The sequence below is a fragment of the Pseudomonas simiae genome, assembly GCF_900111895.1.
GTDB lineage: Bacteria > Pseudomonadota > Gammaproteobacteria > Pseudomonadales > Pseudomonadaceae > Aquipseudomonas > Aquipseudomonas simiae.
On the sequence record NZ_FOKB01000013.1, the window covers coordinates 70,071 to 94,450 of the forward strand.

Below are 24,380 nucleotides of genomic sequence, written 5' to 3' on the forward strand. Positions count from 1 at the left end.
CTTATCAATAAATTTGAAGGCAGTCAGCATGTGGTCCGAATATTCCCTGGATGTGGTTGACGCCGTGGCACGCCATGGCAGCTTCAGCGCCGCAGCCCAGGAACTGCATCGAGTGCCGTCGGCCGTCAGCTATACCGTGCGCCAGCTGGAAGAGTGGCTAGCGGTGCCCTTGTTCGTGCGACGCCACCGAGACGTGGAACTGACGCCCGCCGGCCGCTTGTTTATCGACGAAGCCCGTGGCGTGATGAAGAAAATGCTCGGCACCCGGCGCCTGTGTCAGCAGGTCGCCAATGGCTGGAGTGGCCAGTTGAAGGTCGCGGTGGACTCCATCGTCAAACCCCAACGCTGTCGGCAGCTGGTGCTGGACTTCTATCGACAGTTTCCCGAGGTCGAGTTGCTGCTGGAGTACGAAGTGTACAACGGCGTGTGGGATGCCCTGGCAGATGAACGCACCGACATTGTGATCGGCGCGACCAGCGCGGTGCCGGTGGCCAGCCACTTCACCTTCCGCGATATGGGTTTGTTGAATTGGCTGTGCGTGGTCAGCGCGCGACACCCGCTGGCCAGCGTCGAAGGATTATTGAGCGACGATCAGCTGCGTCCCTTTGCCTCCCTGTGCATGACCGACACCTCGCGCAACCTACCCAAGCGTGACACCTGGACACTGGATAACCAGCGTCGGCTGGTGGTGCCGAATTGGGCATCCGCGATCGATTGCTTGCGCGACGGTCTGTGTGTAGGCATGGCGCCGGCGCATCAGGTGTTGCCGTGGATCGAACGCGGTGAGCTGGTGGCGCTGCAATTGAGCCGGCCGTTTCCGGCCAGCCCGTCTTGCGTGGCGTGGGCACAGAACAAGCTGTCCCCGGCCATGGCTTGGCTGCTGGAGTACCTGGGCGATACCGAGACCCTGAACCAGGAGTGGCTTAACGGCCCTACGCCAGTAACCGGGTAATGGCCCGCACGATCATCTCGACCTCCTGAGTATCCAGGGTCAGCGGCGGCAGCAGGCGAATGATCTTGCCCCGCGTGACGTTGATCAGCAACCCGTGCTCCTGGGCGGCGCGCTGAGCCAGGTCCCGGCAGGGGCTGGCCAACTCGATACCGATCATCAGCCCCTGGCCACGAATCGCCACGACCTGCGCATGCTCATTCAATTCCACGCGTAACCGGGCCAACAGGCGTTCGCCCTGTTGTGCTGCGTTCTGCAGCAAGCCTTGTTCTTCGATGATGTCCAGCACGGTGCATCCGACCCGACACGCCAGCGGATTGCCGCCGAACGTGCTGCCATGACTGCCCGGTGTAAACAATTGGGCCACCGCGGCCCGAGCCAGGCACGCGCCGATCGGCACGCCATTGCCCAGGCCTTTGGCCAGGGTCATCACGTCCGGGACGATGCCTTCATGCTGGAAGGCGAACCAGGTGCCGGTGCGGCCGATGCCGGTCTGGATCTCGTCAAGCATCATCAGCCAGCCCTGGCGTGTGCAGTGATCGCGCAAGGCTTGCAGGTAACCCGACGGTGCCGGCAGCACACCACTTTCACCCTGGATCGGTTCCAGCAGCACCGCGGTGATGCGCGGACCAAATGCCTTGGTGATCGCTTCCAGTGCCGCCAGATCACCAAAGCGTACCTTGAGAAAATCCCCCGGTAACTGTTGGAAGCCCAGGCGGACCGAGGGGCCATCGCTCGCGGCCAGGGTGCCGAGGGTTCGGCCATGAAAGGCGTTCTCCATCACCACCACCAACGGCGCTTCAATGCCCTTTTTCCAGCCATGCAGGCGCGCCAGCTTAAGCGCGGTTTCGTTGGCCTCGGCGCCGGAATTATTGAAGAACGCGCGATCCAGGCCTGACAACTGAGTGAGGCGCTGGGCCAGCCGTTGTTGCCAGTCGATGCTGTAAAGATTGGACGTGTGCAACAGCAAGCCCGCCTGCTCGCTGATAGCCGCCACCAGCCTGGGGTGCGAATGGCCGACATTGGTCACCGCCACACCGGCCACCGCATCCAGGTATTCGCGACCTTGCTGGTCCCATAGGCGCGTACCCAAGCCGCGGGTAAAGCTCAGGGCCAAGGGTTGATAAGTGGTCATCAGGCAGGCGGCGGTCATGGTGCGGGCTCCAGTGCATCGTAGTGATGACTGCAGTATCGTTAGCCACCTGAGCTGGATAAACTGCGCATTCCTGCAATGACTTTAAACCAGGGCTTGATAATGGATCTGTTCCAGGCAATGTCGGTGTACGTGAAAGTGGTCGAGACCGGCAGCATGACGGCGGCAGCCCAAGCCTGCGGGATGTCTACCACCATGGTCGGCAACCACCTACGTGCGCTGGAGCAGCGGCTGGGCGTCAGCCTGCTCAAACGCACCACACGCAAACAAAGTCTCACTGAATTTGGTGGCCAGTATTACCAGCGTTGCCTGGAAGTACTGGGGCTGGTAGCCGACTCCGAACAGCTTGCCGAGCAAGCCCACAGTGATGTCCCCAAAGGCACCCTGCGCATCACCGCGCCCCCCGTGTTCGGCACCGAACGCCTTACACCGGCCTTGAGCGAATTTTCCCGACGCTACCCATTGATCAATCTGTACGTGGTACTGAGCAATGAGCGGATGGACTTGGTCGACAGCGGCTTCGACGCGGCGATTCGCCTTGGCGAACTGGAAACATCCAGTCTGATCGCCAGGCCAATGCAGGCCTACACCCTCACCCTCTGCGCGTCACCTGATTACCTGGCGCGACGTGGTACACCTCAGACCCCCGATGACCTGCAGCACCACGACTGCCTGGCGTTCGCCTACCCGGCGAGTGACAACTGGCGCGACGCCGACAAACTGTGGCGCATGACCGGCGAGAGCGGCGAGGTGGAGGTTCCAGTATCCGGCTCTTTGACCATCAACAGCTCGCAAGGCCTACGCCAGGCGGCCGTCAACGGCATGGGCATCATCATGCTGGCCGATGCCCTGGTGCAGCCGGATCTGGAGAGCGGCAAGCTGGTGGCCTTGCTCACCACCTATCGACTCCCCAGCCGCCCCATGCATCTGCTCTACGGCCAGGACCGTTATCGGCTGCCCAAGCTGCGCGCCTTCGTGGATTTCGCCATGGAAAAATGGGCGCGCTAAAAGCCCACGCCCCATTCTCGCAATTGAGCGGCAGTGCGCTCGGCGGACACATGATGAATCCCCCGCCAACCGAGGGCGATGGCTGCTTCGATGTTGCCGGCAACATCATCGATAAACACCACTTCCGCCGCCTGGATATCTGGCAGGTGGGCCCGTACCTGGCTGAGGCTGGCGTCGTAGATCGCTGCGTCAGGCTTGATGAGTTTCAACTCGCCGGACACCACGATATCGCGAAAAAATTGGAGGAAGGGGTAGTTGGCCCGCGCATACGGGAAGGTCTCAGCCGACCAGTTGGTGAGCCCGAACAGCGGCATATCGGCCTGGTGCAGCGCCTCGAGGATCGCCACGCCTTCCGTCAACGGGCCACGCAGCATTTCGTGCCAGCGATCGTAATAGGCTTGGATCAGGCGTTCATGATGCGGGTGTTGCTCGATCAGGCTGCGGGTGCCTTCGGTCAGGGAGCGACCGGCATCCTGCTCGGTGTTCCACGCCTGGGTACAGATATTCTCGAGAAACCACTGCCGTTCGCCATCATCGGCAATCAGCGTGCGGTAAAGGTGCTGCGGGCTCCAATCGAACAGAACCCCGCCGAAATCAAAAACCACTGCACGCACGGTCATATGCGCCTCCCAATTAACTAATGTGCTGCGACAGTCTCCTACAGCAATGACACGCGGCGGCAAGCAATCAACTGTAGGCCCCTTCCGATAATGTCATGGAACGCGCACTACCAGCAGCGCTGTAACCCCCGGCATTCGAGACTTGCACCGTCTTTCGTCGATTCGGCGCCGTACAGCCAGACATACTTTTTTCGCCCCGCCCCTAAAAAATGGCTCTAGTGTCTGCCCTGCAATCGAGGGAATGCTCGGGTCTGGAAGGGATCATCCAACATGCCGATGAAACATGACTTGGAGACATTCAATGAGAGACATCATCTCCCCTGCTATTTCACCTTCCGCACTCAGCCTGCACGTAGTACTGAGCGCTCAAGCCAGTCGGTCGACTGGCATCGCCCAAGAGACGAACAACTCGGTAAATCTCGCACTTGAACGCGTCAGGGGGCAGACCGGAATAGTGCCGAGCCATCTTGCGCCCTTGCAAAATATCGCGGTGGATACCAACTCCATCATCGGTGTACGTCCCGTAGAAACCGTGGCTACCGGGTTGATAGAGGCCGGCCACCCCACCAAGGATTTTCACATCAAGGGAAAAAGTGCCAACTGGGGACCGCAGGCTGGCCTGATCTGTACGAACCAAGCGTTCAGCAAGCTTGAAAAACTCAAGGAGGACGCGCCCGCAAAAGTGACTCGCGCCAACGAACAAATCCAGGAGTGCATCCGCGATGGACATGCCGTCGCAGTGCCTCTGAGTATTTCGAGCCACCGCCTCGGCGAACTGATGAAACTCGGCCAGATCACCGACCTGACAACAAAGACACACAGCGACACGCTGCGTTTCAGTGCCCAAGGCCCCAGCCAGCAGATGTATGCATTCGAAGGCAAACGCACATCGCCCTCAGAAGATAGCTATCTGATCTTCCACGAAGGCAAACCCATTGAAGTGCTGGCAAAACGCGAAGGAGGCAAGGCACTGACGGCCGATTATGACCTGCACATGGTCGCGCCCCACCTCAGCGATTTTGGCCCACAGGACAGAATCCCGGTGCCCGACATAGCGCACAGTGTTTTCACTCACCGAATCGATCGCTACAGGCAGCAACGACCTGACCCCAGCACCTTTCAAGTGCCGCAAGCGTTACGCGCAGACTATGAAAGCGCCGCACACTTCTATCAAAAGGAAGACCCCGATCTGGGCAATGCCACGCCACGGATAAAGCAAATGATTGAGCTGATCAATCACCGTTTGGTCGGCAATGGAGAGCGGGTGGTACACCACAATGCGGACTCCGGTAGCCCCGCGACGGAAGTCGCCGCCAACTACCCGGCAACCTTCTTTCTACCCACAAAGCTTGGGCGCTTTGACGAGGTCAGCATCATCAACAACAGCAAGGAAATGGCGGAACTGATAACAACAGCCAAAGACAGCGGCTATCACGTTGCTGTTAATCCGCTTTGGGAGAAAGAAGTAACTGGCATCAAACGCTCTGGTTTCACCCATGCGCAGGAGCGGCTGGCGTCGACCTTTCGCCAAGATTGAGCACCTTGGGCGCAAACCAGACAGCAGCCTGATAACAGATTTATCGAGGCTGCTGTCGACCCCAGCGATTATGCCGAGATGAGACCGTTGATCTTCACGGTCGGGTTCACGTCAGCATCGTAGTCCACGCCATCGATTTCAAAACCGAACAAGCGCAGGAATTCAGCCTTGTAGCCGGCAAAATCGCTGATCTCGTTGACGTTGTCGTCGGTGACCTGGTTCCACAGGGCTGCCACGGCGTCCTGGACCTTCGGTTCCAGCTCGGCCAGGTCGGCACGCAGGCGGCCGTCGGCGTCGAGTTTCGGCTGGCTGCCGTACAGGCTGTCCTTGAACAGGCCGTAGACCTGCTCGATGCAACCTTCGTGGGTGCCCTGCTCTTTCATCACTTTGAACAGCAGAGACAGGTACAGCGGCATGATCGGGATGGCCGAGCTGGCCTGGGTGACCACGGCCTTGAGCACCGATACACGGGCATCGCCCTTGAGTGCAGCGAGGTTGTCGCGCAGGGTCAGGACTTTCTTGTCGAGGTCTTTCTTGGCTTCGCCGATGGAGCCGTTCCAGTAGATGTCCTGGGTCAGCTTCTCGCCAAGGTAGGTGAACGCGGTGGTCTTGGCGCCTTCGGCCAGCACGTCGGCGTCACGCAGGGCGTCGATCCACAGCTGCCAATCTTCGCCGCCCATCACTTTGACGGTGCCGTCGATTTCTTCCTGGGTTGCAGGCTCCAGGGTGGTGTCGACCACAACGCCCTTGTCGGTGTTGATACCACGCAGGGTCACAGCTTTGCCGATCGGCTTAAGGGTGGAATTGTGCACCACGCCTTGCGGGTCGGTACGGCGTGGCGCGGCCAGGCTGTAGACGACCAGGTCGATCTTGCCCAGGTCTTTCTTGATGGTTTCGATGGTCAGGCGCTTGATCTCGTCAGAGAACGCGTCGCCGTTGATGCTCTTGGCGTAAAGGCCTTTCTCGACTGCAAATTTCTCGAATGCGGCGCTGTTGTACCAGCCGGCGGAACTCAGCTTGCCTTCTTCGCCTTCTTTCTCAAAAAACACGCCCAGGGTATCGGCGCCGCAGCCAAACGCAGCGCTGATGCGCGCGGCCAGGCCGTAACCGGTGGATGCACCGAGGACCAGGACCTTTTTCGGGCCGCCTTCGATGACGCCGTGCTGAGTGACGTAGTCGATCTGCTCTTTGACGTTCGCTTCACAGCCAACAGGGTGAGCGGTCACACAGATGAAGCCACGAACCCGCGGTTTGATGATCATAAAATTTCTGCCTCTTCCAAGGTGCCGAAGGCCAGTGGTGGCCATTCAACTTCAATCGTACCGGTCTATGACGTCCAAAAAACCGAAGCGTCACGATAGTCGCAAATCTTCTGTTTACAAAATCCAATCCGCTCAACGCAGCCAGCGTTAAAAACTGTGTAGAGCCTTCACAATTTTGCAATATTTAAAACGCCTCTCCAGCGCCGAACGCCTTATCATGACGCAGTTGTTTCAATATGTTTCAAAACCCCACCACTCGCGGCCACGGATCCGGACCTGTCGAATGGCGTCCTGCTGGAGCTGAGTGTCATGAACAAGCCTGCTTTGCGTAAAAAAGCGGCATCGGTCGCCTGGGTACTCGGCGTCCTGCTGATTATTGATATGTTCCCCGAAACCACATTGGTATTTCTCGGGCTGGTGGTGATCTGCGGTATTTACGACTTCCTGCGCAATGGCCTGTACGACGCGCCCACCATCAAGAAATATTTTATCGGCAGCGGCCGCAACACCTGGCTGCTGGCGCCGTTCAATACCCTGTTCGACCTGTTGAGCTCGCGTAACCGACACGTTTACACCATGGCCGACCTACCGCCAGCCTGGCGTGAAGAGCTGCAACAGGTGATCGAAGACGCCATGGCCCACAAGGACGAAATCATTGGTTACCTGGACGAACGCATGGCCGAGAAGAAGCGCGGCATGTTGTTTTTCCAGTGGTATGGCCAACCCATCGAGACCACCCTCGACATTCCGAGACTGCGCAGAAAACTACCGTTCGTGAAAACCATTGGCGTGTCGGTATTCAATGAAAACCGCTCCACCTCATTTCATTTCGGCCCCCTGCGCATGATGTTCCGCGTGCTCTACAACATGGCACCGGCGCCCCATCACGAGGGCGTCTACATCCAGGTGGGCAGGCACAAGCATTACTGGCACGACGACCCGCTGTTTATTTTCGATGACACCCTGATGCACGCCTCTTTCAACAAAAATGATGCCAAGCGTTACTGCCTGTTTATCGATATCGTGCGACCGACACCGGTGCCCCAGGTTCTCAACGCCGTGATCGCGGGGTTTGCCGGCATGGCCTTTACCCTGCGTCGGGTTTTCTACAAAAACTGGAAGCTGATTCAGTAAGTTCTGCGGCATGATGGTGTTGGACGGTGTTTGCGCTCTGCCTTGCGCCTGAGGTAAATATCCGTCTCGAGCGACCGAATTCGGCGCCCATCATTCTCAAGCCATCGCGGCCCCTCGTGGGTGCGGTGGCTGCGCTTTCAAGGAATCAGAATGCCCCAACGTCAAGTCATCAATGCGTCCGTCAGCCCCAAAGGCAGCCTCGAAACCCTGTCCCAACGTGAAGTCCAGCAACTGAGCGAAGCCGGTACCGGCAGCATCTACACCCTATTCCGCCAGTGCGCCCTGGCGATCCTCAACACCGGCGCGCACATCGACAACGCCAAGACCATTCTCGACGCCTACAAAGACTTCGAAGTGCGCATTCATCAACAGGACCGTGGCGTGCGCCTGGAATTGCTGAACGCCCCCGCCGATGCCTTCGTCGATGGCGAAATGATCGCCAGCACCCGCGAAATGCTGTTCAGCGCCCTGCGTGACATCGTCTACACCGAAAACGAGTTGGACAGCCAGCGCATCGACCTGAGCAACTCCCAGGGCATCACAGACTATGTGTTCCACCTGCTGCGCAACGCCCGTACGCTACGCCCCGGTGTCGAGCCGAAAATCGTGGTGTGCTGGGGCGGGCACTCGATCAATACCGAAGAATACAAATACACCAAGAAAGTCGGCCACGAACTGGGCCTGCGCAGCCTCGACGTGTGCACGGGCTGCGGCCCCGGCGTGATGAAAGGTCCTATGAAAGGCGCGACCATTTCCCACGCCAAGCAACGCATTACCGGCGGGCGCTACCTTGGCCTGACCGAGCCGGGCATCATCGCCGCCGAAGCGCCGAACCCGATCGTCAATGAGCTGGTGATCCTGCCGGACATCGAAAAACGCCTGGAAGCCTTCGTTCGCGTCGGCCACGGCATCATCATCTTCCCGGGCGGTGCGGGCACGGCCGAAGAGTTCCTGTACCTGCTGGGTATCCTGATGCACCCGGACAACCGCGACCTGCCCTTCCCGGTCATCCTCACCGGGCCGAAACATGCCGCGCCGTACCTGCAACAGTTGCACGCATTCGTCGGTGCCACCCTGGGCGAAGCGGCGCAAGCGCACTACCAGATCATCATCGATGACCCGGCCGAAGTGGCGCGCCAGATGACCGTCGGCCTCAAGGCCGTGAAGCAGTTCCGCCGCGAGCGCAACGACGCGTTCCACTTCAACTGGCTACTGAAGATCGACGAAGGCTTCCAGCGCCCGTTCGACCCGACCCACGAGAACATGGCGAGCCTGCAACTGAGCCACGCATTGCCGCCCCACGAACTCGCCGCCAACTTGCGCCGTGCGTTCTCCGGGATCGTGGCCGGTAACGTAAAGGACAAAGGCATCCGCCTGATCGAGCAGAACGGTCCTTACGAAATCCACGGTGACCCGGCCATCATGAAACCGCTGGACGAGCTGCTACAGGCGTTTGTCGCCCAGCACCGCATGAAGCTGCCAGGCGGCGCGGCGTATGTGCCGTGTTATCGAGTGGTTCAGTAAGCTAGCGCTGCACCGCCACGCATTTGATTTCCACCAGCAGACCGGGGTGTGCCAGTTCGGACACCCCGATGGTGGTCCAGGCGCAATGCCCGCGTGGGAACAGGCTGTTTTTCACGTCACGGAAAACTGCCATGTGCTGGCTCATGTTGACGTGGTAGGTCGTCATGTCCACCACGTCTTCGAAGCGGCAACCACCCTCCTCCAATACTTCCCGCAGGTTTCCCCAGGCGGCGATGAATTGCGCCTCGGGATCTTCGATCACGGCCAGTTGCGGAGTGCGGCCGACCTGGCCCGCGCAGTAAAGAGTGTTGCCAACCTTTACCGCTGGCACGTAGCCGGCGCGCTCGACAATGGGTTGCATGGTGGAAGGAATGATCAGATGGCGGTCGGTCATAGCTTGTATCTCTTTGGGCCTGAGGCGGGCGTGTGAGCGTGCAACGTTCGAGCTAGGGTTTTACCTGTTCCCACCTACTCACACCAGCGAGCGACCTATGGACCAACGGATCTTGCCCTTCATAAATCCTTACCTTAGGGTAAGGAATATCACGATGGAGATTTTCACGATGTCGACCGCCACACTGACCTCAAAAGGGCAAATCACCATCCCTGTAAAAGTGCGCACCGCACTTGGCCTGGAAACGGGCGACCGGGTTGAATTTGTCGAAACGGAAGACGGCACGTTTTCCATTATTGCCGCGAGCAGAACCGTCCAGGATCTCAAGGGGCTTATCCGCAAGCCCGCACAGGCCGTATCGATCGCAGACATGAACCGCGCCATCGCCGTGCAGGGAGCCAAGGCCGGATGATTGGGCTCGATACCAATGTGCTGGTGCGTTACGTCACCCAGGATGACCCCGTGCAATCACCCAAGGCCTCTGCCTTGATCGAATCGCTGACCACCGTTTCACCGGGCTTCGTCAGCCTGGTGTCCGTGGTGGAGTTGGTCTGGGTGCTGCAAAGCTGCTATCAATCGACCAAAAGCGACGTGGTGACGGTGCTGGAAACGCTGCTGCGTACCCGTGAGCTGACCGTTGAGCATGCCGAAATCATCTGGCAGGCGCTGCGCCGATTCACGGCCGGTAAAGCCGATTTCGCCGACTACCTGATCGAACGCTGCGCCCATGCGGCAGGCTGTGAGTACACCGCCACCTTTGACCTCGACGCGGCCAAGGGAACGGGCATGAAACGCCTCGCCTGAAGCCTCCGCGTTGCGGGGAGTTCCGGGCTTTGGTAAAAAACGCCTCTACTCCGATCAAGAGAACGACCAACGTGCGCACGCTGCTTCTCGCCGCCATGGCCCTGGCGCCAACCCTCGCCCTGGCCGACACCATCGCCTGGCCCGACTTGCCCAAAACCTGCTTCGTCAGCGGGCGCGCCGCCACAAGTGCAGATATCGACAGCGGCTGCGCGGCGTTCCTGATCAATGTGCAAGGCAAACCGGCGGGAACACCGATCAACGTGGATGTCCCGCAGTACGCCCTGCACGTAGACGAGGCCACCGGCAAGGAAACGCCGGTGATCATCATCCAGGCTGAAGAGAACGGCGCGACCAGGATAGTGGGCTACCAGGAACTGGGCAGCGATCAACTCGGTGCTGCACTGCTGCGGGAGGTTCGGCTCCTGGGCACCCAAAAGCCGATTTAGCCTGACTCAGCGAACCCAGCCCCCACCCTGCCAGTGATACCCATCATTACGCTGCACCCAATGCGGATGCACGTAGCGGTACCCCTCGCGCACCGGCTCCCAGTGGCCATGCACCGCGACATAGCGTCCGCCTTCCCAACGCCAGTAACCGCGCGACCATATATAGCCGTAGCGCACCGGCGGCTCGACTTCGATCACTTGCACTGGCGGCGGTTGCGGCGCGACGACTTCGACATACTCACGTTGCACCGGCCTGCGCTCGTGCACGACGCGCTCTTGCACACACCCGGATGCCGCGACGACCATGGCTACCAATGCTGCATAACGTAGCAACATAAAAAACCCTCGGGCGTTGACGCCCACTACCTGCACCGTTAAAAAATGCCCCCTTGTTTCAACCTCGCTCCTGCTCGGCCCTGAGTATTTTTAACAGGTGATGTCTGTCAGCTTGCTGAACCCGCAGTCCTCAAGAGGCGCAGGCGACGGTCGGTCGCTTGCGGCGTATCAACAACAGCCCGCCGACGACCACGGCAATGCCGGCGTAGGTCGAGACCTGGATCACGTCGCCAAACATCAGCGCCGCCCATACCAGGGTGACCGGCGGTTCCAGGTAGACCAGCGCCGCCACCTGGGTCGCGGTCATCACGCGCAGCAGCATCCACAGGCTCAAATAGGCGACGAAGGTGGAGAACAGGGTGAGCCAGACAATTGAGATCAACACGTCAGGGTCGTGGGGAATACTTAGCGTATCGGTGTAGAGCACGGCGCCGGTAAAACCGATCAAGGTCAGCAACGACTGGATGAACAGCGGCAGCACCAAGCCTGCGTCCTGGCGTTGAACGGTGCGGCGCTCATACAGGGTAGCCAGCGTCAGCCCCAACGCGGCGGCCAGGGGCAACAGGTACATGACCAGGCCGACGCCCTCCCCACCACCGCCGTACTGCCCAGCGATCACGATGGATACGCCTACGAAGCTGATCATCAGCCCCGTCCACTGCCAGCCGCCACTGCGTTCAGCCGCGCTGCCACTCGACAGCGCCGCCGTCATTAACGGTTGCGTCGCCGCGATGATTGCAGCGATGCCGGGAGACAAACCATTCTGGATCGCGACGTAGAGGCAACTCAGGTACAGGAACTGCGAGAGAAATCCGATGACGGCGTAATGGCGAACCTGCACCCAAGAAACCTTCAGTAACCTGACGTTCAATAACAGCCCCAGGCACAGCGAGACCAGCAGGAAGCGCCAGAACAGCAGATTGAAGGCACCGCCGCCTTGCGTACCCAGTTTGGCGCCGATATAGCCAGAGCTCCATGAAAGTACAAATGCCACCTGCAACAACAGCCGCTTTAAGGTTGGTCGCGTCATGAAGCCTGCCCGTCAGTCCAAGTTGACTGAAAGGCTAAGGGCAGCACATGCTTCTGTATATTTGAATAAACTGCACTATCAATTCGCAATAGTGGAATCATGGCCAAACAACTGAATATCGACCTGTTGCGAACGTTCCATGCCGTGGCGCGCTTTGGGCGGTTCAACGAAGCAGCCGAGCATGTGCACCGCAGTGCCTCCACCGTGACGACACAGATACAAAAGTTGGAGGATCAGGTCGGCCAACGCCTGTTCAGCCGTAGCAATCAAGGCGTTGAGCTGACCCTGTACGGCAGGAAACTGCTGGTCGAAACCACCGAATTCCTCAAGAGTCATGACCGCCTGCTGATCTCGCTGATGCCACAGCGCATGCAGGGAAAAATTCGCTTGGGCATTCCCGACACCTACGCACCGGCGTTTATGCAGGATTTGCTGCCGCAGTTGATCGCTGACAACCCGTTGCTGGAGCTGGAAGTCGAAGCGCGTACCAGCGGTGAACTGTTGAATTTGTTTATGGCCAACCAGCTCGACCTAGCTATCACCGTCAGTGCCCAACCACTGGCACAGGGCGAGCGCCTGGGGCCGGTTCAGCCGCTGTGGGTGGCGGCCGAGCATTTCAGTTATCCGCCGAACGCGGCGCTGCCGATCACCGTGCCTGTCGTCGGCTGCCCGTATCGTGCGGCGGCCTTGCAGGCGTTGAAAGACCATGGGATTTTCCACCGTGTGCTGCTGGAAAGCCCCAACTCATCAGCGGTCGAAGCCTGCGTGCGCAGTGGCGTGGCGGTGGGCCTGATGGAAGAAAGCCGTATGGGCGAAGGGCTGATGCACATGACAGAGCTGCCGCCTCTGCCGGCGCAGCATCTGTACCTGCTGTGCGATACCGGTAATGCGCTGGCGTTGCACTTGCACGAGCAAGTCAGGCATTTCAAGGTCTGAACGGCACGCCTAAAAAAGCCCGCTGACCGTTACCGGTCAGCGGGCTTTTTAACATCAGGCTTGGCTTACAGCGCCAGGTCAGACGCCGGCTTGCTCGGCTCAGCCGCAGGCTTGGCAGCCTCGGTGGCCTTTGGTGCAGCCACTTGCGGAATCACAGGCGGTGTAGGCAGTTGCAGGATCTCGGCGGTGTAGGCCCATTCCTTGGCGACCGCTTCAGGGCTGTCGTTCAGCTTGGTGCCGTAGCTCGGTACGATCTGGTGCAGCTTGGTCTGCCACTCAGGGGTCGCCACCTTGTCCTTGAACACTTTCTGCAGCACGGTCAGCATGATCGGAGCCGCGGTGGACGCGCCTGGCGATGCGCCCAACAGGCCGGCAATGGTGTTGTCGGCGGAGCTGACGACTTCGGTGCCGAGTTTCAGCACGCCGCCCTGCTCTTCGTCACGCTTGATGATCTGCACGCGCTGACCGGCTTGCCACAGGCGCCAGTCGGATTGCTTGGCGTTCGGGAAGTACTCTTGCAGCGCCTTGAAGCGGTCGTCGTCCGACAGCATCAGTTGGCCGGCGAGGTACTCGACCAGTGGGTATTCGCGAATACCGACTTTGGTCATTGGCCAGATGTTGTGGGTGGTGGTGCTGGTCAGCAGGTCCAGGTACGAGCCTTCTTTCAAGAACTTGGTCGAGAAGGTGGCGAATGGGCCAAACAGGATCACGCGCTTGCCATCCAGAACACGGGTATCCAGGTGCGGAACCGACATCGGCGGTGCGCCAACCGAAGCTTTACCGTAGGCCTTGGCCAGGTGTTGCTCGGCCACGGTTGGGTTATCGGTCACTAGGAACGAGCCGCCTACCGGGAAGCCAGCGTATTCCTTGGCTTCAGGAATGCCCGACTTTTGCAGCAAGTGCAGTGCACCGCCGCCCGCGCCGATGAACACAAACTTGGCGTCGGTCTCGGTCTTGGTGCCGTCTTTCAGGTTTTTGTAGCTCACACGCCACGAACCGTCGGCGTTCTTGGTGATGTCCTGCACTTCGCTCGACAGTTTCAGGTCGAACTTAGGGGTGGTTTGCAGGTGAGCGACGAACTGGCGGGTGATCTCGCCGAAGTTCATGTCGGTACCCAGCGGGCTCCAGGTGGCCGCGATTTTCTGGTTCGGGTCACGCCCTTCCATCATCAGCGGAACCCACTTGGCGATCTGCGCCGGGTCTTCGGAGTACTGCATGCCGGCGAACAGCGGGCTGGCTTTCAGGGCTTCGTAGCGTTTTTTCAGGAACTTGATGTTGTCATCGCCCCACACAAAACTCATGTGCGGTGTGGTGTTGATGAACGAACGCGGGTCCTTCAGCACGCCCTGACGGACCTGCCAGGCCCAGAACTGACGGGAGATCTGGAACGCTTCGTTGATCTCGACCGCTTTCGGGATCTCAACGTTGCCGTTCTTGTCTTCAGGGGTGTAGTTCAGCTCAGCCAGGGCCGAGTGACCGGTACCGGCGTTGTTCCAGCCGTTGGAGCTTTCTTCGGCGACGCCGTCGAGGCGCTCGACCATTTCCATCGACCAACCCGGCTCCAGCTCATTGAGCCATACACCCAGGGTCGCACTCATAATGCCGCCGCCGATCAGCAGCACATCGACTTTCTTTGCCTCTTCCGCGTGAACGGAGCTGATCCCCAGCGACAAAGCCAGCCCCAGCAGGGCAGTGTTTACTTTTTTAAACATCAGTAGCACCTATGATAAAACGCCATCCGCCCTACCGCCCCTGATCATGGGCAACCCTCTATCACGCTGCGCCAGGCAACGCACCGCGGGGTTTGCACATTCACGAGAGAGCCGCAGGGTGGGCACACAAGGCCGACGTATCGACCTCACTGTTTATGTCCCTTCTGCGCTGACTTCTTATCATTATTGGCTTCAGCTACCTGGGCGAGAGCCAATCGCTGGGACGTATACGGATGTACGCACCAGAGAAAGACTAGACCAAGACGGCGCGCAGAATATCACGGCAAAAGGCCGTTATGCGCTGTTTGGCCAATTGACAGCTCTAAATCGCGGGTTTTAACCCGTCGATGTCAAGCGTGGCAGGCGCGACCTGAGGTCACAGGCCTGGAACTCTCACGCAAAAGGCTGTTCTAGACACCTTTGCCGCTGCTTGCGTAGCATCGGCGGCTCTCCTTCGTGCAATCCATCCCAATAGAGTTACCCATGACTATCCAGCAAACACCCGGGCACGTGCTGCCCGCGCGCAGCGCCGCCAAAATGGAAGCGGCCATGGCCGTGGGCGCCTTCGCGATCGGTACTGGCGAATTTGCCATCATGGGGTTGATGCCCGACATCGCCCAAAACCTGGGTTTGAGCGAACCCCAGGTCGGCCACGCCATCAGCGCCTACGCCCTGGGCGTCATGGTTGGTGCCCCGCTGCTGGCCATCCTCGGTGCCAAGCTGCTGCGTAAACACATGCTGCTGTTGCTGATGGGCCTGTACGCCCTCGGCAACCTGGCCACTGCGTTCACCCCGACCTTCGGTTCGCTGGTGGCCTTTCGCTTCATCAGCGGCCTGCCCCACGGCGCCTACTTCGGCATCGCTGCCGTCGTCGCGTCCAGCATGGTACCCAACGACAAACGCGCCGGCGCCGTGGCCCGCGTGATGATGGGCTTGACCCTGGCCATGCTGCTCGGCAACCCCATCGCCACCTTCCTTGGCCAGCACCTTGGCTGGCGCTCGGCATTTGCGCTGGTCAGCGTGATTGCCCTGTGCACCATCGCGCTCGTCTGGCAGTACGTGCCCCATCGCCACGACGAACAACGCAGCGACCCACGCAAGGAGATGCGCGCTTTCACCAAGCCTCAAGTGTGGATGGCCTTGTCGATTGGTGCGATTGGGTTTGCCGGGATGTTCTGCGTGTTCAGCTACCTGGCGCCGACGATGCTGGAAGTGACCAAAGTGTCGCCGCAGTGGATTCCCTTCGGCCTGGCGGCGTTTGGCGTGGGCGGCATCATCGGCAACATTGCCGGTGGCAAACTGTTCGATCGCATGCAGTTCCGTGCAGTGGGCTTGATCCTGGTGTGGTCGATGGCCGTGCTGCTGTTCTTCCCCTTCGCGGTATCGTCGCTATGGGGCGTGCTGCTGAGCATGGGTCTGGTCGGCACCATGGTGGCCCTGGCCGCACCGCTGCAAATCCGCCTGATGGATATTGCCCACGAAGCCCCGAGCCTGGCGGCAGCGTCCAACCACGCGGCGTTCAACCTGGCAAACGCACTGGGGCCATGGTTCGGCGGCATGGCGATTACGGCCGGGTACGGCTGGACCAGCACCGGCTACATCGGCGCCGCGACAGCGCTGGTTGGCTTGGGCATCTACCTGATAGCCCGCCGCATGAAAGGCGGGCACTGACACTTCCCAGACCACCACAGCCCTAATGTGGGCACTCTGATGTGGGAGCGTGCTTGCCCGCGATAGCGGTGGGCCAGTTCAATACATAATGACTGCCCGCCCCCATCAATCATCATGCAACAACCCCGCCCCATACTCCCCATAACTACTCCCCAGCCCACTGCCGCCAAAATTCATCTTGGCGGCCTTGCTGGGGCTGCGGTCCCCAAACGCCTGGCATCCGCCTGAAAAGCACGGATCGCTGTTCAAGCCTGATGAGCCCGACGAACAAGCGGCTAACAGCAACGTGCCAGCAATCATCGCGACTTTGACGAAGTTGGAGATCATATCTTCAGTTCCCTGTGGACGGGAGGCGCGGAGGTCCTCTCTTAAGCAGGAGCGTAGTCCTCAACGGCGCAGGGAATTATGAAACTTTGCAGGGGGACAGCGTGGGTTCAGGTTGCCGCCTTGGGGTCTTGCCGACCTGGTCAAAACCAACGGCCAGACTCTGAGTGACCTGGCGATGGAGGTTCTGCACGACGACATCGAGCACGAAAAAACGCCGACAGCTCAGATCGAGTTGGCAGTGAAAGAAGCCGAGCTAGGCAAATTCGCCACCGATGACCATATGGCAACTAGGCGCGTTCAGAGCTGGCGTCGGCATGCGAGTTGAGTGGCTTGAAAGCGCACTCAAGCATCTGGAAGACGAAGCAAACTATATCGGACTCGAAAATCCACAGGCGGCTACCGTTCCCGTTCGAAGTGTTGAATGCGCGAAACAGTGCTCTCGGACAGCCAAGATGCATCCCTGATAAACTGCGCGATATTCGCCTCGTTGACTCAGACCCCAAATGCCCCTACAAACCGCCACCCTCTCCCGCCGCTTCTCCGTAGCTCCCATGATGGATTTGAACTGCTAATTCTACAGACATTGTAATACGTGCCCTGTAGCGCACGATAAAAACCCCGTACCACTTTCGTACCACTCCCCTCCTGAAATAGCCCTCGCCTGGCCGACAAAACCACATCCGTAAGGCACGGTGCTTATCGCCAATGCCTGTCGCTCCAATCCCAACCTCCCCTTCAAACGTCAACATCTGACGCTGTGTGGGTATCCATGACCCATTTGGGTATACCTAAAAAGCACAAGCATCAAGAGTATCCAGAATACGGAGAGGAATAACTTTTCAAAATCCAAGCAAAAAAAACCCAGCTTGAGCTGGGTTTTTTTGCAGACCTAAATATCACTCAACGTATACTTATTCTCAATCATGAATGCTGGCGCACTCCAGTTTGGACCTTTTCTTATTCCTCCATCAACATGTTCAACCACCCCTTCGAGCTCCATATTTTCAATAAGCTTCAAAAGCTCCAAGTTATTTGAAATATTGGCCCACCCATTCCTGCTGTAGAGTCGATCCAGCATTGGATACGAAATTGGTTTGTTTCTTACAATAAAAAGAACTACATCCCTTGGTGCTTCAGCGACTACCACGTCATTAATGTTACTCATTTTACTCCCCATATACTTGTTTAATTTCTGCAGCAATGGCTTCAGGCGTATAGAACAAATCGTCAGCATCCCTCAGCTTATAGTCTTCTAAGGTTGCAGCATGAGCATTATTCCAAACATTTCCTTCTACCCCATCAGCTACCCCGAGCGCCCTGTAACGTTCTAACTCTCGAATTTCATGGGTGTAAAATCGTTTATCAACATCCGTAACAGGGATCTGACCACTTAGTATCTTTTCTAGCCGTTCAATCATAATCTTATTAGCATCAGAAGGTACGAATCGTGACGTATGCAATTTAACCAGATCAATACCTTCCTGAGTCACCGTTGCCGTTGCCCAATCAAGATCTTGGATTGGACCTCCGGCTTTATCAGGATTGTACATCCGTCCGCTGTGTACACCTTTAGTGGTAGCACCGTCGTACGGACTATTAAATACCGCATAAATCGGTGGCAAACCCGAATCCGCGGGGTAAACGTAAATAGCGTCTCGGATGCTCAATTGGCTGGCAATCGGAAACGGCTCAGCTTTGACGTCAATTAGGGTCAGAGTGATGCCTGTGTATACCGGAGTCTCCACGGGCTGTACCGGAGTTGCCGTTGAGCTATTTCCTGGTACTGCAATAGGGAATGCCAGGGTGATCGGCGGTGTATCGGTTGTAGTAAACGTATAGGCGTTGGCCACAGGATCAAGCACCAATGCCCTTACCGGAACAGTTGGGGCTAGTCCACCAGTGACCTGGGTGGCCACTACCGAATACTTCGATTGATCACCATAAAGCCGATATAGCACATCAACCGTCCCACCAGCCGCCGCTACCTCGAGAAGATTATCAGGCAGGCTAGGCGCCAGTTCCTTAGCGGGCAGATCCAGCATTGTCGCGGGCAGCTCCCCGTTGCCAAGGGACTCTGAATACGTCAAAGCTCCAATACCGACTGCCGTGGCCGCACTCACAACTGTACTCAGCGCTACCTTAGCCGCTTGAATCGCCGCCTCCAACGTAACGCCTGAACCTGCCGTGACGGCAATAGAGCCTGCAGCCGTACTCAGTTGCATAGCACCGGCTGCGGGAAGCCTGAACGTGTGAGCTGCTTTAAGTGCTGCGGCTTCAGCAGCTACCCTAGCAGCCTCAGCTGCTGCCGCCTCATCGGCAAAACGTTTGGCCTCAGCGTCTGCACGTGCTTGGTTAGCCTGTGCTTGAAGATTCTGCTTCAGGACATTTAAATAATCGATCTCCCGATTGATATATTTTGCAGCATACGCAGCCTCAAGTGAGGTGTACCATTCTTTATAATTTTTATCTGGAGGGTAGTTTGTCTTGCTCCCGCTGATTGCATCTTTAATAAATTGCATAGTCGGGAAACGAAAGAAATCTCCATAGTAGTACTTATCAGCAATCGCTTTTTGAGCAGCAGCAGCCTGTGATTTTTGAGTGATTAGCGTATCTACCGAACGAATATGCTGTTCGATTTTCTCGACTTCGCCCGCGGGACCGCCGTCATTTTGTTCTATTGCAGTAATGCTTTTTGCAATAGATTCGGGCATCAACTGAAGATTCGTTGCAAAGCTCGCCTCTTGATCCTTAACATTTTTGGAAATAATGGGGGAGGGGGGTATGTGCTAAGTATATAAGTACGCGTTGCAACGTTAATTAGCTGTCCAGTGTGACTATGTGAGAAATCACTGTCACCACCTCCGCCTCCGAATGTCTGTGGTTCATATATTATTAATATCGTTGATTTTAATTTCTGGAAGATAAAGCGTGTCGCCAATCATAGGCATAGTGAATTTCCTTTTCGCTATATTCAGTACGATAGCTCTCATATTTCAGTAAAGTGAACGGCTGATTACCCCATCACCTTACTACCCTCTGATGAACGGCTTCGGCTCTGAAGCTCTCTGTTTCTGAGAAGCTCAACGAACAAAAATCCCCGTCTGCTGCACTCTTCATCATGCCGCACACACACTGTATGCATACACAGCAAAGACCGCAACAAAAAATATGCATTTATGCATATCCAGACTGGCAAACGGGGGATATCGGGGTCAGACCACGATATCTAACGTACTGGCCTCCCTCCGATCCGGCACATTCCACACGTAGCAATGTGCAACGCGAGGTGGTGAGAAGCGCACAAGCCTCTCCCACACCCTAGACCCATCCCTGATAAACTGCGCCCCATTCGCCTCGTTGGCTCAGACACCCCAATACCCCTACAAACCGCTCCCCTCTCCCGCCGCTTCACGCTCGCGGCTTTTTAGGTTGTAGCCCAGCTTGCGCAGTACTCGGCGGGCGCCGCCCATGGCGAGCGGATCGACCTGGTAACCCCAAGCATCTTTGGCGATCGCCAGAACGGCGCCGAGGTGCGTCAGGTCGTTGCCGGCAGTTTGTGGCTGAACGCCGCCGCCCTCGCGGCTCATTCGGAAGAGTGCAAAGTCGACCAGGCATTGGGTGGTGACGTCGATATCGTTCAGTTGGCCGATGTCCATCTTGCCGATGGCTTCAAGCGTGGCCTTCTTGGTTTTGCCCAACGGCCTGGCCTTTCCCACTTCCAACAGGTACTGGTCGATCATGTCTTTGACGGTGACGCCCTACCGGCTGGCCCGCTCGATCGCACCTGGCTGGTCCAGCTCCGATTCGCGCTTGCGCGTCCACGCCTGGGCAGCCTGTTTACGGGCGAAGGTCTGGCTCTCTTGGTAGACTTGCACTCCGTCGCGTTTGATGCGGATTTGAGCCGTGTAGCTCACAGTCCCATCCGCCAGTTTTCTTGCCCTGATAGTTGCCATTTTGAAAGTGGTACGCGTCAGTTTTGAGGTGGTACATCGTACCACCGAGCCTAAAAACGCCTGAAAACGCCCTAAAACTCGCCAAGAACACGTTGAGTAAAATGCTAGATAAACAGAGCTTTAGCCCAGCAGAATCAAGCCCCGCACTGTCTCGGCGCTTTAGCGTTGCACCTATGATGGATTGGGCGTAGCCCTCCTCGAACGCACCAGCCAACTGGGCTAACCCGCCGTAGTCTCTCTGCTTTGTAGCAATTTCTAAGCAATACGCGATTCCTGCCTGACAAAGATACTACCGGTACTATGCTTGTACTTTTCTTGAAAAGAGTCGACGCCATGCCAGGTAATTATTCCCTGTCAGATGTACTGGAGAGGATGTACACCAACCAGTTGGCCCTTGAGGCCGCCTTGATGGAGCTGACACTACATGTCGAACAGCAGGAGGAGTCAGACGTGGGGGATAATATCCGCGGAGCACTGCAAACGATTGGTGAAAACGCTGGCCACATCAAACAGGGCCTAGCCAAGCTCAAGGGTTTGGGTGCCGGCTAAGCCACTTCTATGTCCTTTCAGAATCGCAGCGGGCGAGCCAGGCGATGCTCAATATAAACTGGTATGACAGACTGCTTTCGGCCAAAAGCGGACGTTTGTTAGCAACCGCTGCCAACCCCGTGGAGCCTTTCGGAATGACGGTAATGAGTCACTATATAGGTAGCAAGCTCTTCATCTATTTCCGGGGTCACCTGCAGATGTTCAATTTTTAGGCCGAGCTCTCCCCAGAATCTTAGATATCTTTGAAAAACAGTTGATATCTCTCTGCTGCGCGTGTGGAGCTTCTGTGATAAACATTCTCGCAACTCGTCTTTCAACATATCAAGGACTGATCGCATGGCCTTCAAGAAAATCGTACGGCCCACCCTATCTGTAAGTACGCCGGAGTCGATGCTCCACGATATCCGAACAAAAAAAATAGAGGGGCCGTTAGCAAGGCAGGCTGATGTCTGGAGGGAATATGTTGATACTGCACTTGAGATGCCGGACGTCGCTATCCGCCTCCCGACCGGGAGTGGTAAAACTCTTGTAGGGATTGTATTGGGAGAGTGGCGTCGAAGGAAGTTTGACGAGAGGGTCGTATATCTATGCCCTACGAACCAGTTGGTGCATCAGGTCGTAGAGCAGGCGCGAAATCAGTACGGTATTGACGTAGCGTCCTTCACCGGCGCTAAGTCGGAATATGCGCTTGATGAGCAGAACGCCTACCGCCGTAGGGAAAAAATCGCCGTTACTTCTTATAGTGCATTATTTAATACTCACCCGTACTTCGATAATCCGGATATTGTAATTCTTGATGACGCACACTCAACGGAAAACTATATTGCCTCGATGTATTCTTTAGTAATCGATCGTCGTACGTACAAAGGCTTGTACGAGACTGTCGTTTCACTTTTGGAAGATAATATTCCTGAGGTGAATCTTGGCAAAGCAAGTGAGGCTGTGAGTTTGCACTCTCACTCCTGGATGGAAAAGCTACCATCTGCTAGTTTCATGAAAGTCAGAGAGCTATTAACTCCTATCCTGGATGCTGGAACGAATAACACTCAACTTTATTTTCCATGGTCGTTAATTAGAGGGCACCTTCAAGCTTGCCATTTATATATATCTACTGGGCAGATTCTTATTCGGCCATTGCTCCCCCCGATCCATACCCATGCTCCTTTTCACAACGCTAAGCAACGTATTTATATGTCTGCCACATTAGGTAACGGCGGTGATCTTGAGCGGATAACTGGGCGTCCAAAAATTCACAGATTGAAGCCTGCCTCGATGACTGACGACCAAGGCATTGGACGGCGCCTTTTTGTATTTCCGGAGGTCGCGCTCGATGAGCAGGAGACGGAGCAGCTGATTGAAAATGCACTGCAAATCTTTGGTCGCGCGTTATTTATTACACCAAGTGACAAAGATGCGAATGAGCGCAAAGAAAAGATTGAGGCACTCAAAACACATCATGTATTCAAGGCTATTGAAATCGAAGTTTCCAAGCGAGATTTCACCTCCAGGCCAAATGCAGCTGCAGTTATCGCCAACCGATATGATGGAATGGACTTTCCTCATGATGAGTGCCGCTTGTTGATATTGGAAGGTTTGCCCAAGGCCGCAAACCTCCAAGAAAGGTTTCTACTCTCTAAAATGGGATGCAGCATTCTTTTGAATGATCGGATACAAACGCGGATTGTACAGGCTGTGGGCCGTTGCACACGGGCGAACAGCGACTACGCTGCAGTTATTGTAAAGGGAAATGAGTGGTTGGATTACTTGCTTACTCATGACAACACGCAATACCTAGACCCAGAAATCCAAGCAGAAATTGATTTCGGAGAGCGACAGTCAGATACGAATGCTGCTGATATTATTGAAAACCTAAAGATATTCATAAGCCAGTCAGCAGATTGGGTTGAAGCGAATAACGAAATTGTAGAGTTCAGGTCTGAAAAAATAAAAAAAACTCCGACAGAAATGGTTGAATTGGAGCTTTCGGTAATCCATGAGCTTAAGTATCTTCAAGCAATGTGGCGTGGAGATTACACGACGGCTTTCGACCACTGTCGTAATGTTCTGGCAATCATTATCAGTCCTAGCCTGAAAGGTTATAGAGCTTTATGGAACTACTTGGCAGGGGCTGCTGTTACCTTAGCTCATCAAGCAGGGCAAATTGGTGAAGATGGAAGCAAAGAATTCTATGCTGAAGCTATGAAGTCCACGATAGCAATTACTTGGCTTGTTGATCTTGCCAAAAGTGCAGGTGCAAATCTTATAAGCGCCTCCCCTCAAGACCCCAATCTTCCTTCAATGGTGGAAAAGATTGAGGCGCACTTGCTTGGCCTTGGCGTCAAGAATAACAAAAAGTTTAATATGGAATACACCAGCATTGTTCAAGATTTAGCCTCTGCAGAGGCTAAAGTTTTTGAGCGTGGGCAGGTAAGTCTAGGGCATATGCTCGGCTTCGAAAGCGACAATAGCGAGCGCCGAGCGGCTCCAGACCCTTGGTGGCTAATCGATAAAAAGACATGCGTTGTCTTCGAGGATCACACCAATGCAACCGCTAACATTTTGTCAGTCGAAAAGGCGCGGCAGGCGTTCTGTCACGATAATTGGATTAGGGAAAATGTATCGGGACTAGAGTCCGGTGCAATTATAATCAAGGTACTTGTCACGCCTGTAACCAAAGTGGCTCCAGGTGGGAAAGAACATCTCAGAGATGTTTTTCATCTCACTCCTGACGAATTAAGGATATTCGCATCTAGTGCATTGGGCGCAATTAGAGAGATTCGGGGTAGCCTGCTACGAGAAGGTGATTTGGATTGGCGGGCACGTGCGATGGCCTTGCTGGAGGGGCGAGGGTTAGCGCCTAGTACAATTCTTGAGTTTCTTCAACGGAAAATTGCGGGCGACGTATTGGCGGAAGAGTAGACCAGATAGGCCGTATCGATTGCGGCCCCTCAAATGCTTTTCTCCGGAAGCTTCAGACGGAACACTGCAAATTTCCGATTTCACATGTGATCAAGCGACATCTTTTGATCATAGAG

General features: G+C 56.4%; 23 protein-coding genes and 1 pseudogene. 13 read left to right on the forward strand and 11 right to left on the reverse strand.

The features are described 5' to 3' along the window. Nucleotides 1-28: 28 nt before the first annotated feature. Nucleotides 29-952: a DNA-binding transcriptional activator PunR gene (gene punR, locus BMZ57_RS27215; protein ID WP_044286841.1), complete on the forward strand. Its 924-nt coding sequence runs from the start codon at nt 29-31 to the stop codon at nt 950-952. On the opposite strand, the gene BMZ57_RS27220 is transcribed toward punR, so the two are convergent. Next, nucleotides 933-2,102, reverse strand: a complete 1,170-nt coding sequence (locus BMZ57_RS27220) for an aspartate aminotransferase family protein (protein ID WP_010211993.1) — start codon at nt 2,100-2,102, stop codon at nt 933-935. The genes punR and BMZ57_RS27220 overlap by 20 nt on opposite strands. Before the next feature lie 102 nt (nt 2,103-2,204). Here BMZ57_RS27220 and BMZ57_RS27225 point away from each other — a divergent pair, with 102 nt between their 5' ends. Next, nucleotides 2,205-3,110 carry a LysR family transcriptional regulator gene (locus BMZ57_RS27225; protein WP_010211994.1) on the forward strand — a complete coding sequence of 302 codons (906 nt, stop codon included), beginning with the start codon at nt 2,205-2,207 and terminating at the stop codon, nt 3,108-3,110. On the opposite strand, the gene BMZ57_RS27230 is transcribed toward BMZ57_RS27225, so the two are convergent. Further along, nucleotides 3,107-3,730, reverse strand: a complete 624-nt coding sequence (locus tag BMZ57_RS27230; RefSeq protein WP_010211995.1) for an HAD family hydrolase — start codon at nt 3,728-3,730, stop codon at nt 3,107-3,109. The genes BMZ57_RS27225 and BMZ57_RS27230 overlap by 4 nt on opposite strands. A 301-nt stretch (nt 3,731-4,031) precedes the next feature. Between BMZ57_RS27230 and BMZ57_RS27235 the strand changes: the two genes are divergently transcribed. After that, nucleotides 4,032-5,267 (forward strand): anthrax toxin-like adenylyl cyclase domain-containing protein, encoded by a 1,236-nt coding sequence (locus BMZ57_RS27235; RefSeq protein ID WP_010211997.1) that lies wholly within the window; start codon nt 4,032-4,034, stop codon nt 5,265-5,267. A 68-nt stretch (nt 5,268-5,335) separates the two neighbouring features. On the opposite strand, the gene fabV is transcribed toward BMZ57_RS27235, so the two are convergent. Further along, nucleotides 5,336-6,529: an enoyl-ACP reductase FabV gene (gene fabV, locus BMZ57_RS27240; protein WP_010211998.1), complete on the reverse strand. Its 1,194-nt coding sequence runs from the start codon at nt 6,527-6,529 to the stop codon at nt 5,336-5,338. Between the two features lie 309 nt (nt 6,530-6,838). On the opposite strand from fabV, the gene BMZ57_RS27245 reads away from it, so the two are divergent. Further along, nucleotides 6,839-7,663, forward strand: coding sequence for an aspartyl/asparaginyl beta-hydroxylase domain-containing protein (locus BMZ57_RS27245; protein WP_010211999.1), 825 nt, complete (start codon nt 6,839-6,841; stop codon nt 7,661-7,663). Between the two features lie 150 nt (nt 7,664-7,813). Then, a complete protein-coding gene (gene ppnN / locus BMZ57_RS27250) occupies nt 7,814-9,187 on the forward strand; it encodes a nucleotide 5'-monophosphate nucleosidase PpnN (RefSeq protein ID WP_010212000.1) in 1,374 nt (457 codons plus the stop codon). Between the two features lies 1 nt (nt 9,188). On the opposite strand, the gene BMZ57_RS27255 is transcribed toward ppnN, so the two are convergent. Continuing rightward, nucleotides 9,189-9,581, reverse strand: coding sequence for a RidA family protein (locus BMZ57_RS27255; RefSeq protein WP_069673326.1), 393 nt, complete (start codon nt 9,579-9,581; stop codon nt 9,189-9,191). Nucleotides 9,582-9,735: 154 nt separating this feature from the next. Here BMZ57_RS27255 and BMZ57_RS27260 point away from each other — a divergent pair, with 154 nt between their 5' ends. The 3 genes from BMZ57_RS27260 (at nt 9,736) to BMZ57_RS27270 (ending at nt 10,831) form a co-directional block, all read left to right on the forward strand. Next, nucleotides 9,736-9,993, forward strand: a complete 258-nt coding sequence (locus tag BMZ57_RS27260) for an AbrB/MazE/SpoVT family DNA-binding domain-containing protein (protein WP_042570752.1) — start codon at nt 9,736-9,738, stop codon at nt 9,991-9,993. After that, a complete protein-coding gene (locus tag BMZ57_RS27265; RefSeq protein ID WP_010212003.1) occupies nt 9,990-10,385 on the forward strand; it encodes a type II toxin-antitoxin system VapC family toxin in 396 nt (131 codons plus the stop codon). Before BMZ57_RS27260 ends, BMZ57_RS27265 begins: the two co-directional genes overlap by 4 nt. Nucleotides 10,386-10,456: 71 nt before the next feature. Continuing rightward, a complete protein-coding gene (locus BMZ57_RS27270; protein ID WP_010212004.1) occupies nt 10,457-10,831 on the forward strand; it encodes a hypothetical protein in 375 nt (124 codons plus the stop codon). Nucleotides 10,832-10,837: 6 nt separating this feature from the next. Here BMZ57_RS27270 and BMZ57_RS27275 read toward each other — a convergent pair whose 3' ends face one another. Next, nucleotides 10,838-11,167, reverse strand: coding sequence for a YXWGXW repeat-containing protein (locus tag BMZ57_RS27275; protein ID WP_010212005.1), 330 nt, complete (start codon nt 11,165-11,167; stop codon nt 10,838-10,840). A gap of 130 nt (nt 11,168-11,297) precedes the next feature. Further along, nucleotides 11,298-12,197 (reverse strand): DMT family transporter, encoded by a 900-nt coding sequence (locus BMZ57_RS27280; RefSeq protein ID WP_010212007.1) that lies wholly within the window; start codon nt 12,195-12,197, stop codon nt 11,298-11,300. Between the two features lie 99 nt (nt 12,198-12,296). Between BMZ57_RS27280 and BMZ57_RS27285 the strand changes: the two genes are divergently transcribed. Beyond that, complete coding sequence (locus BMZ57_RS27285; protein ID WP_010212009.1) at nt 12,297-13,133, forward strand: LysR substrate-binding domain-containing protein; 837 nt, start codon at nt 12,297-12,299, stop codon at nt 13,131-13,133. Between the two features lie 65 nt (nt 13,134-13,198). On the opposite strand, the gene mqo is transcribed toward BMZ57_RS27285, so the two are convergent. Next, nucleotides 13,199-14,845, reverse strand: coding sequence for a malate dehydrogenase (quinone) (gene mqo, locus BMZ57_RS27290; RefSeq protein ID WP_010212011.1), 1,647 nt, complete (start codon nt 14,843-14,845; stop codon nt 13,199-13,201). A gap of 483 nt (nt 14,846-15,328) precedes the next feature. Between mqo and BMZ57_RS27295 the strand changes: the two genes are divergently transcribed. Next, nucleotides 15,329-16,516 carry an MFS transporter gene (locus BMZ57_RS27295; protein WP_038452963.1) on the forward strand — a complete coding sequence of 396 codons (1,188 nt, stop codon included), beginning with the start codon at nt 15,329-15,331 and terminating at the stop codon, nt 16,514-16,516. Nucleotides 16,517-16,621: 105 nt separating this feature from the next. Here the strand turns inward: BMZ57_RS27295 and BMZ57_RS27300 are convergent, their stop codons facing one another. Continuing rightward, the gene (locus BMZ57_RS27300) at nt 16,622-16,843 is read right to left on the reverse strand and encodes a hypothetical protein (RefSeq protein ID WP_021490975.1); all 222 of its coding nucleotides are present in this window, start codon (nt 16,841-16,843) and stop codon (nt 16,622-16,624) included. A 112-nt stretch (nt 16,844-16,955) separates the two neighbouring features. On the opposite strand from BMZ57_RS27300, the gene BMZ57_RS29900 reads away from it, so the two are divergent. Continuing rightward, nucleotides 16,956-17,168: a hypothetical protein gene (locus BMZ57_RS29900; protein ID WP_021490976.1), complete on the forward strand. Its 213-nt coding sequence runs from the start codon at nt 16,956-16,958 to the stop codon at nt 17,166-17,168. A gap of 564 nt (nt 17,169-17,732) precedes the next feature. On the opposite strand, the gene BMZ57_RS27310 is transcribed toward BMZ57_RS29900, so the two are convergent. The 3 genes and pseudogenes from BMZ57_RS27310 to BMZ57_RS27320 all read right to left on the reverse strand — a co-directional run. Then, nucleotides 17,733-18,008 (reverse strand): hypothetical protein, encoded by a 276-nt coding sequence (locus tag BMZ57_RS27310; protein WP_010212016.1) that lies wholly within the window; start codon nt 18,006-18,008, stop codon nt 17,733-17,735. Nucleotide 18,009: 1 nt separating this feature from the next. Next, the gene (locus tag BMZ57_RS27315; protein ID WP_010212017.1) at nt 18,010-19,554 is read right to left on the reverse strand and encodes an S-type pyocin domain-containing protein; all 1,545 of its coding nucleotides are present in this window, start codon (nt 19,552-19,554) and stop codon (nt 18,010-18,012) included. 696 nt (nt 19,555-20,250) lie between these two features. Then, nucleotides 20,251-20,796 (reverse strand): annotated as a pseudogene (locus BMZ57_RS27320) (site-specific integrase); the annotation flags it as partial. 333 nt (nt 20,797-21,129) lie between these two features. Here BMZ57_RS27320 and BMZ57_RS27325 point away from each other — a divergent pair. Both BMZ57_RS27325 and BMZ57_RS27330 read left to right on the forward strand, forming a co-directional pair. Continuing rightward, complete coding sequence (locus BMZ57_RS27325) at nt 21,130-21,345, forward strand: hypothetical protein (RefSeq protein WP_069673348.1); 216 nt, start codon at nt 21,130-21,132, stop codon at nt 21,343-21,345. A gap of 336 nt (nt 21,346-21,681) precedes the next feature. After that, entirely contained in the window at nt 21,682-24,264 is a 2,583-nt protein-coding gene (locus BMZ57_RS27330) for a DEAD/DEAH box helicase (RefSeq protein ID WP_069673325.1), read from the forward strand. Nucleotides 24,265-24,380: the final 116 nt, after the last annotated feature.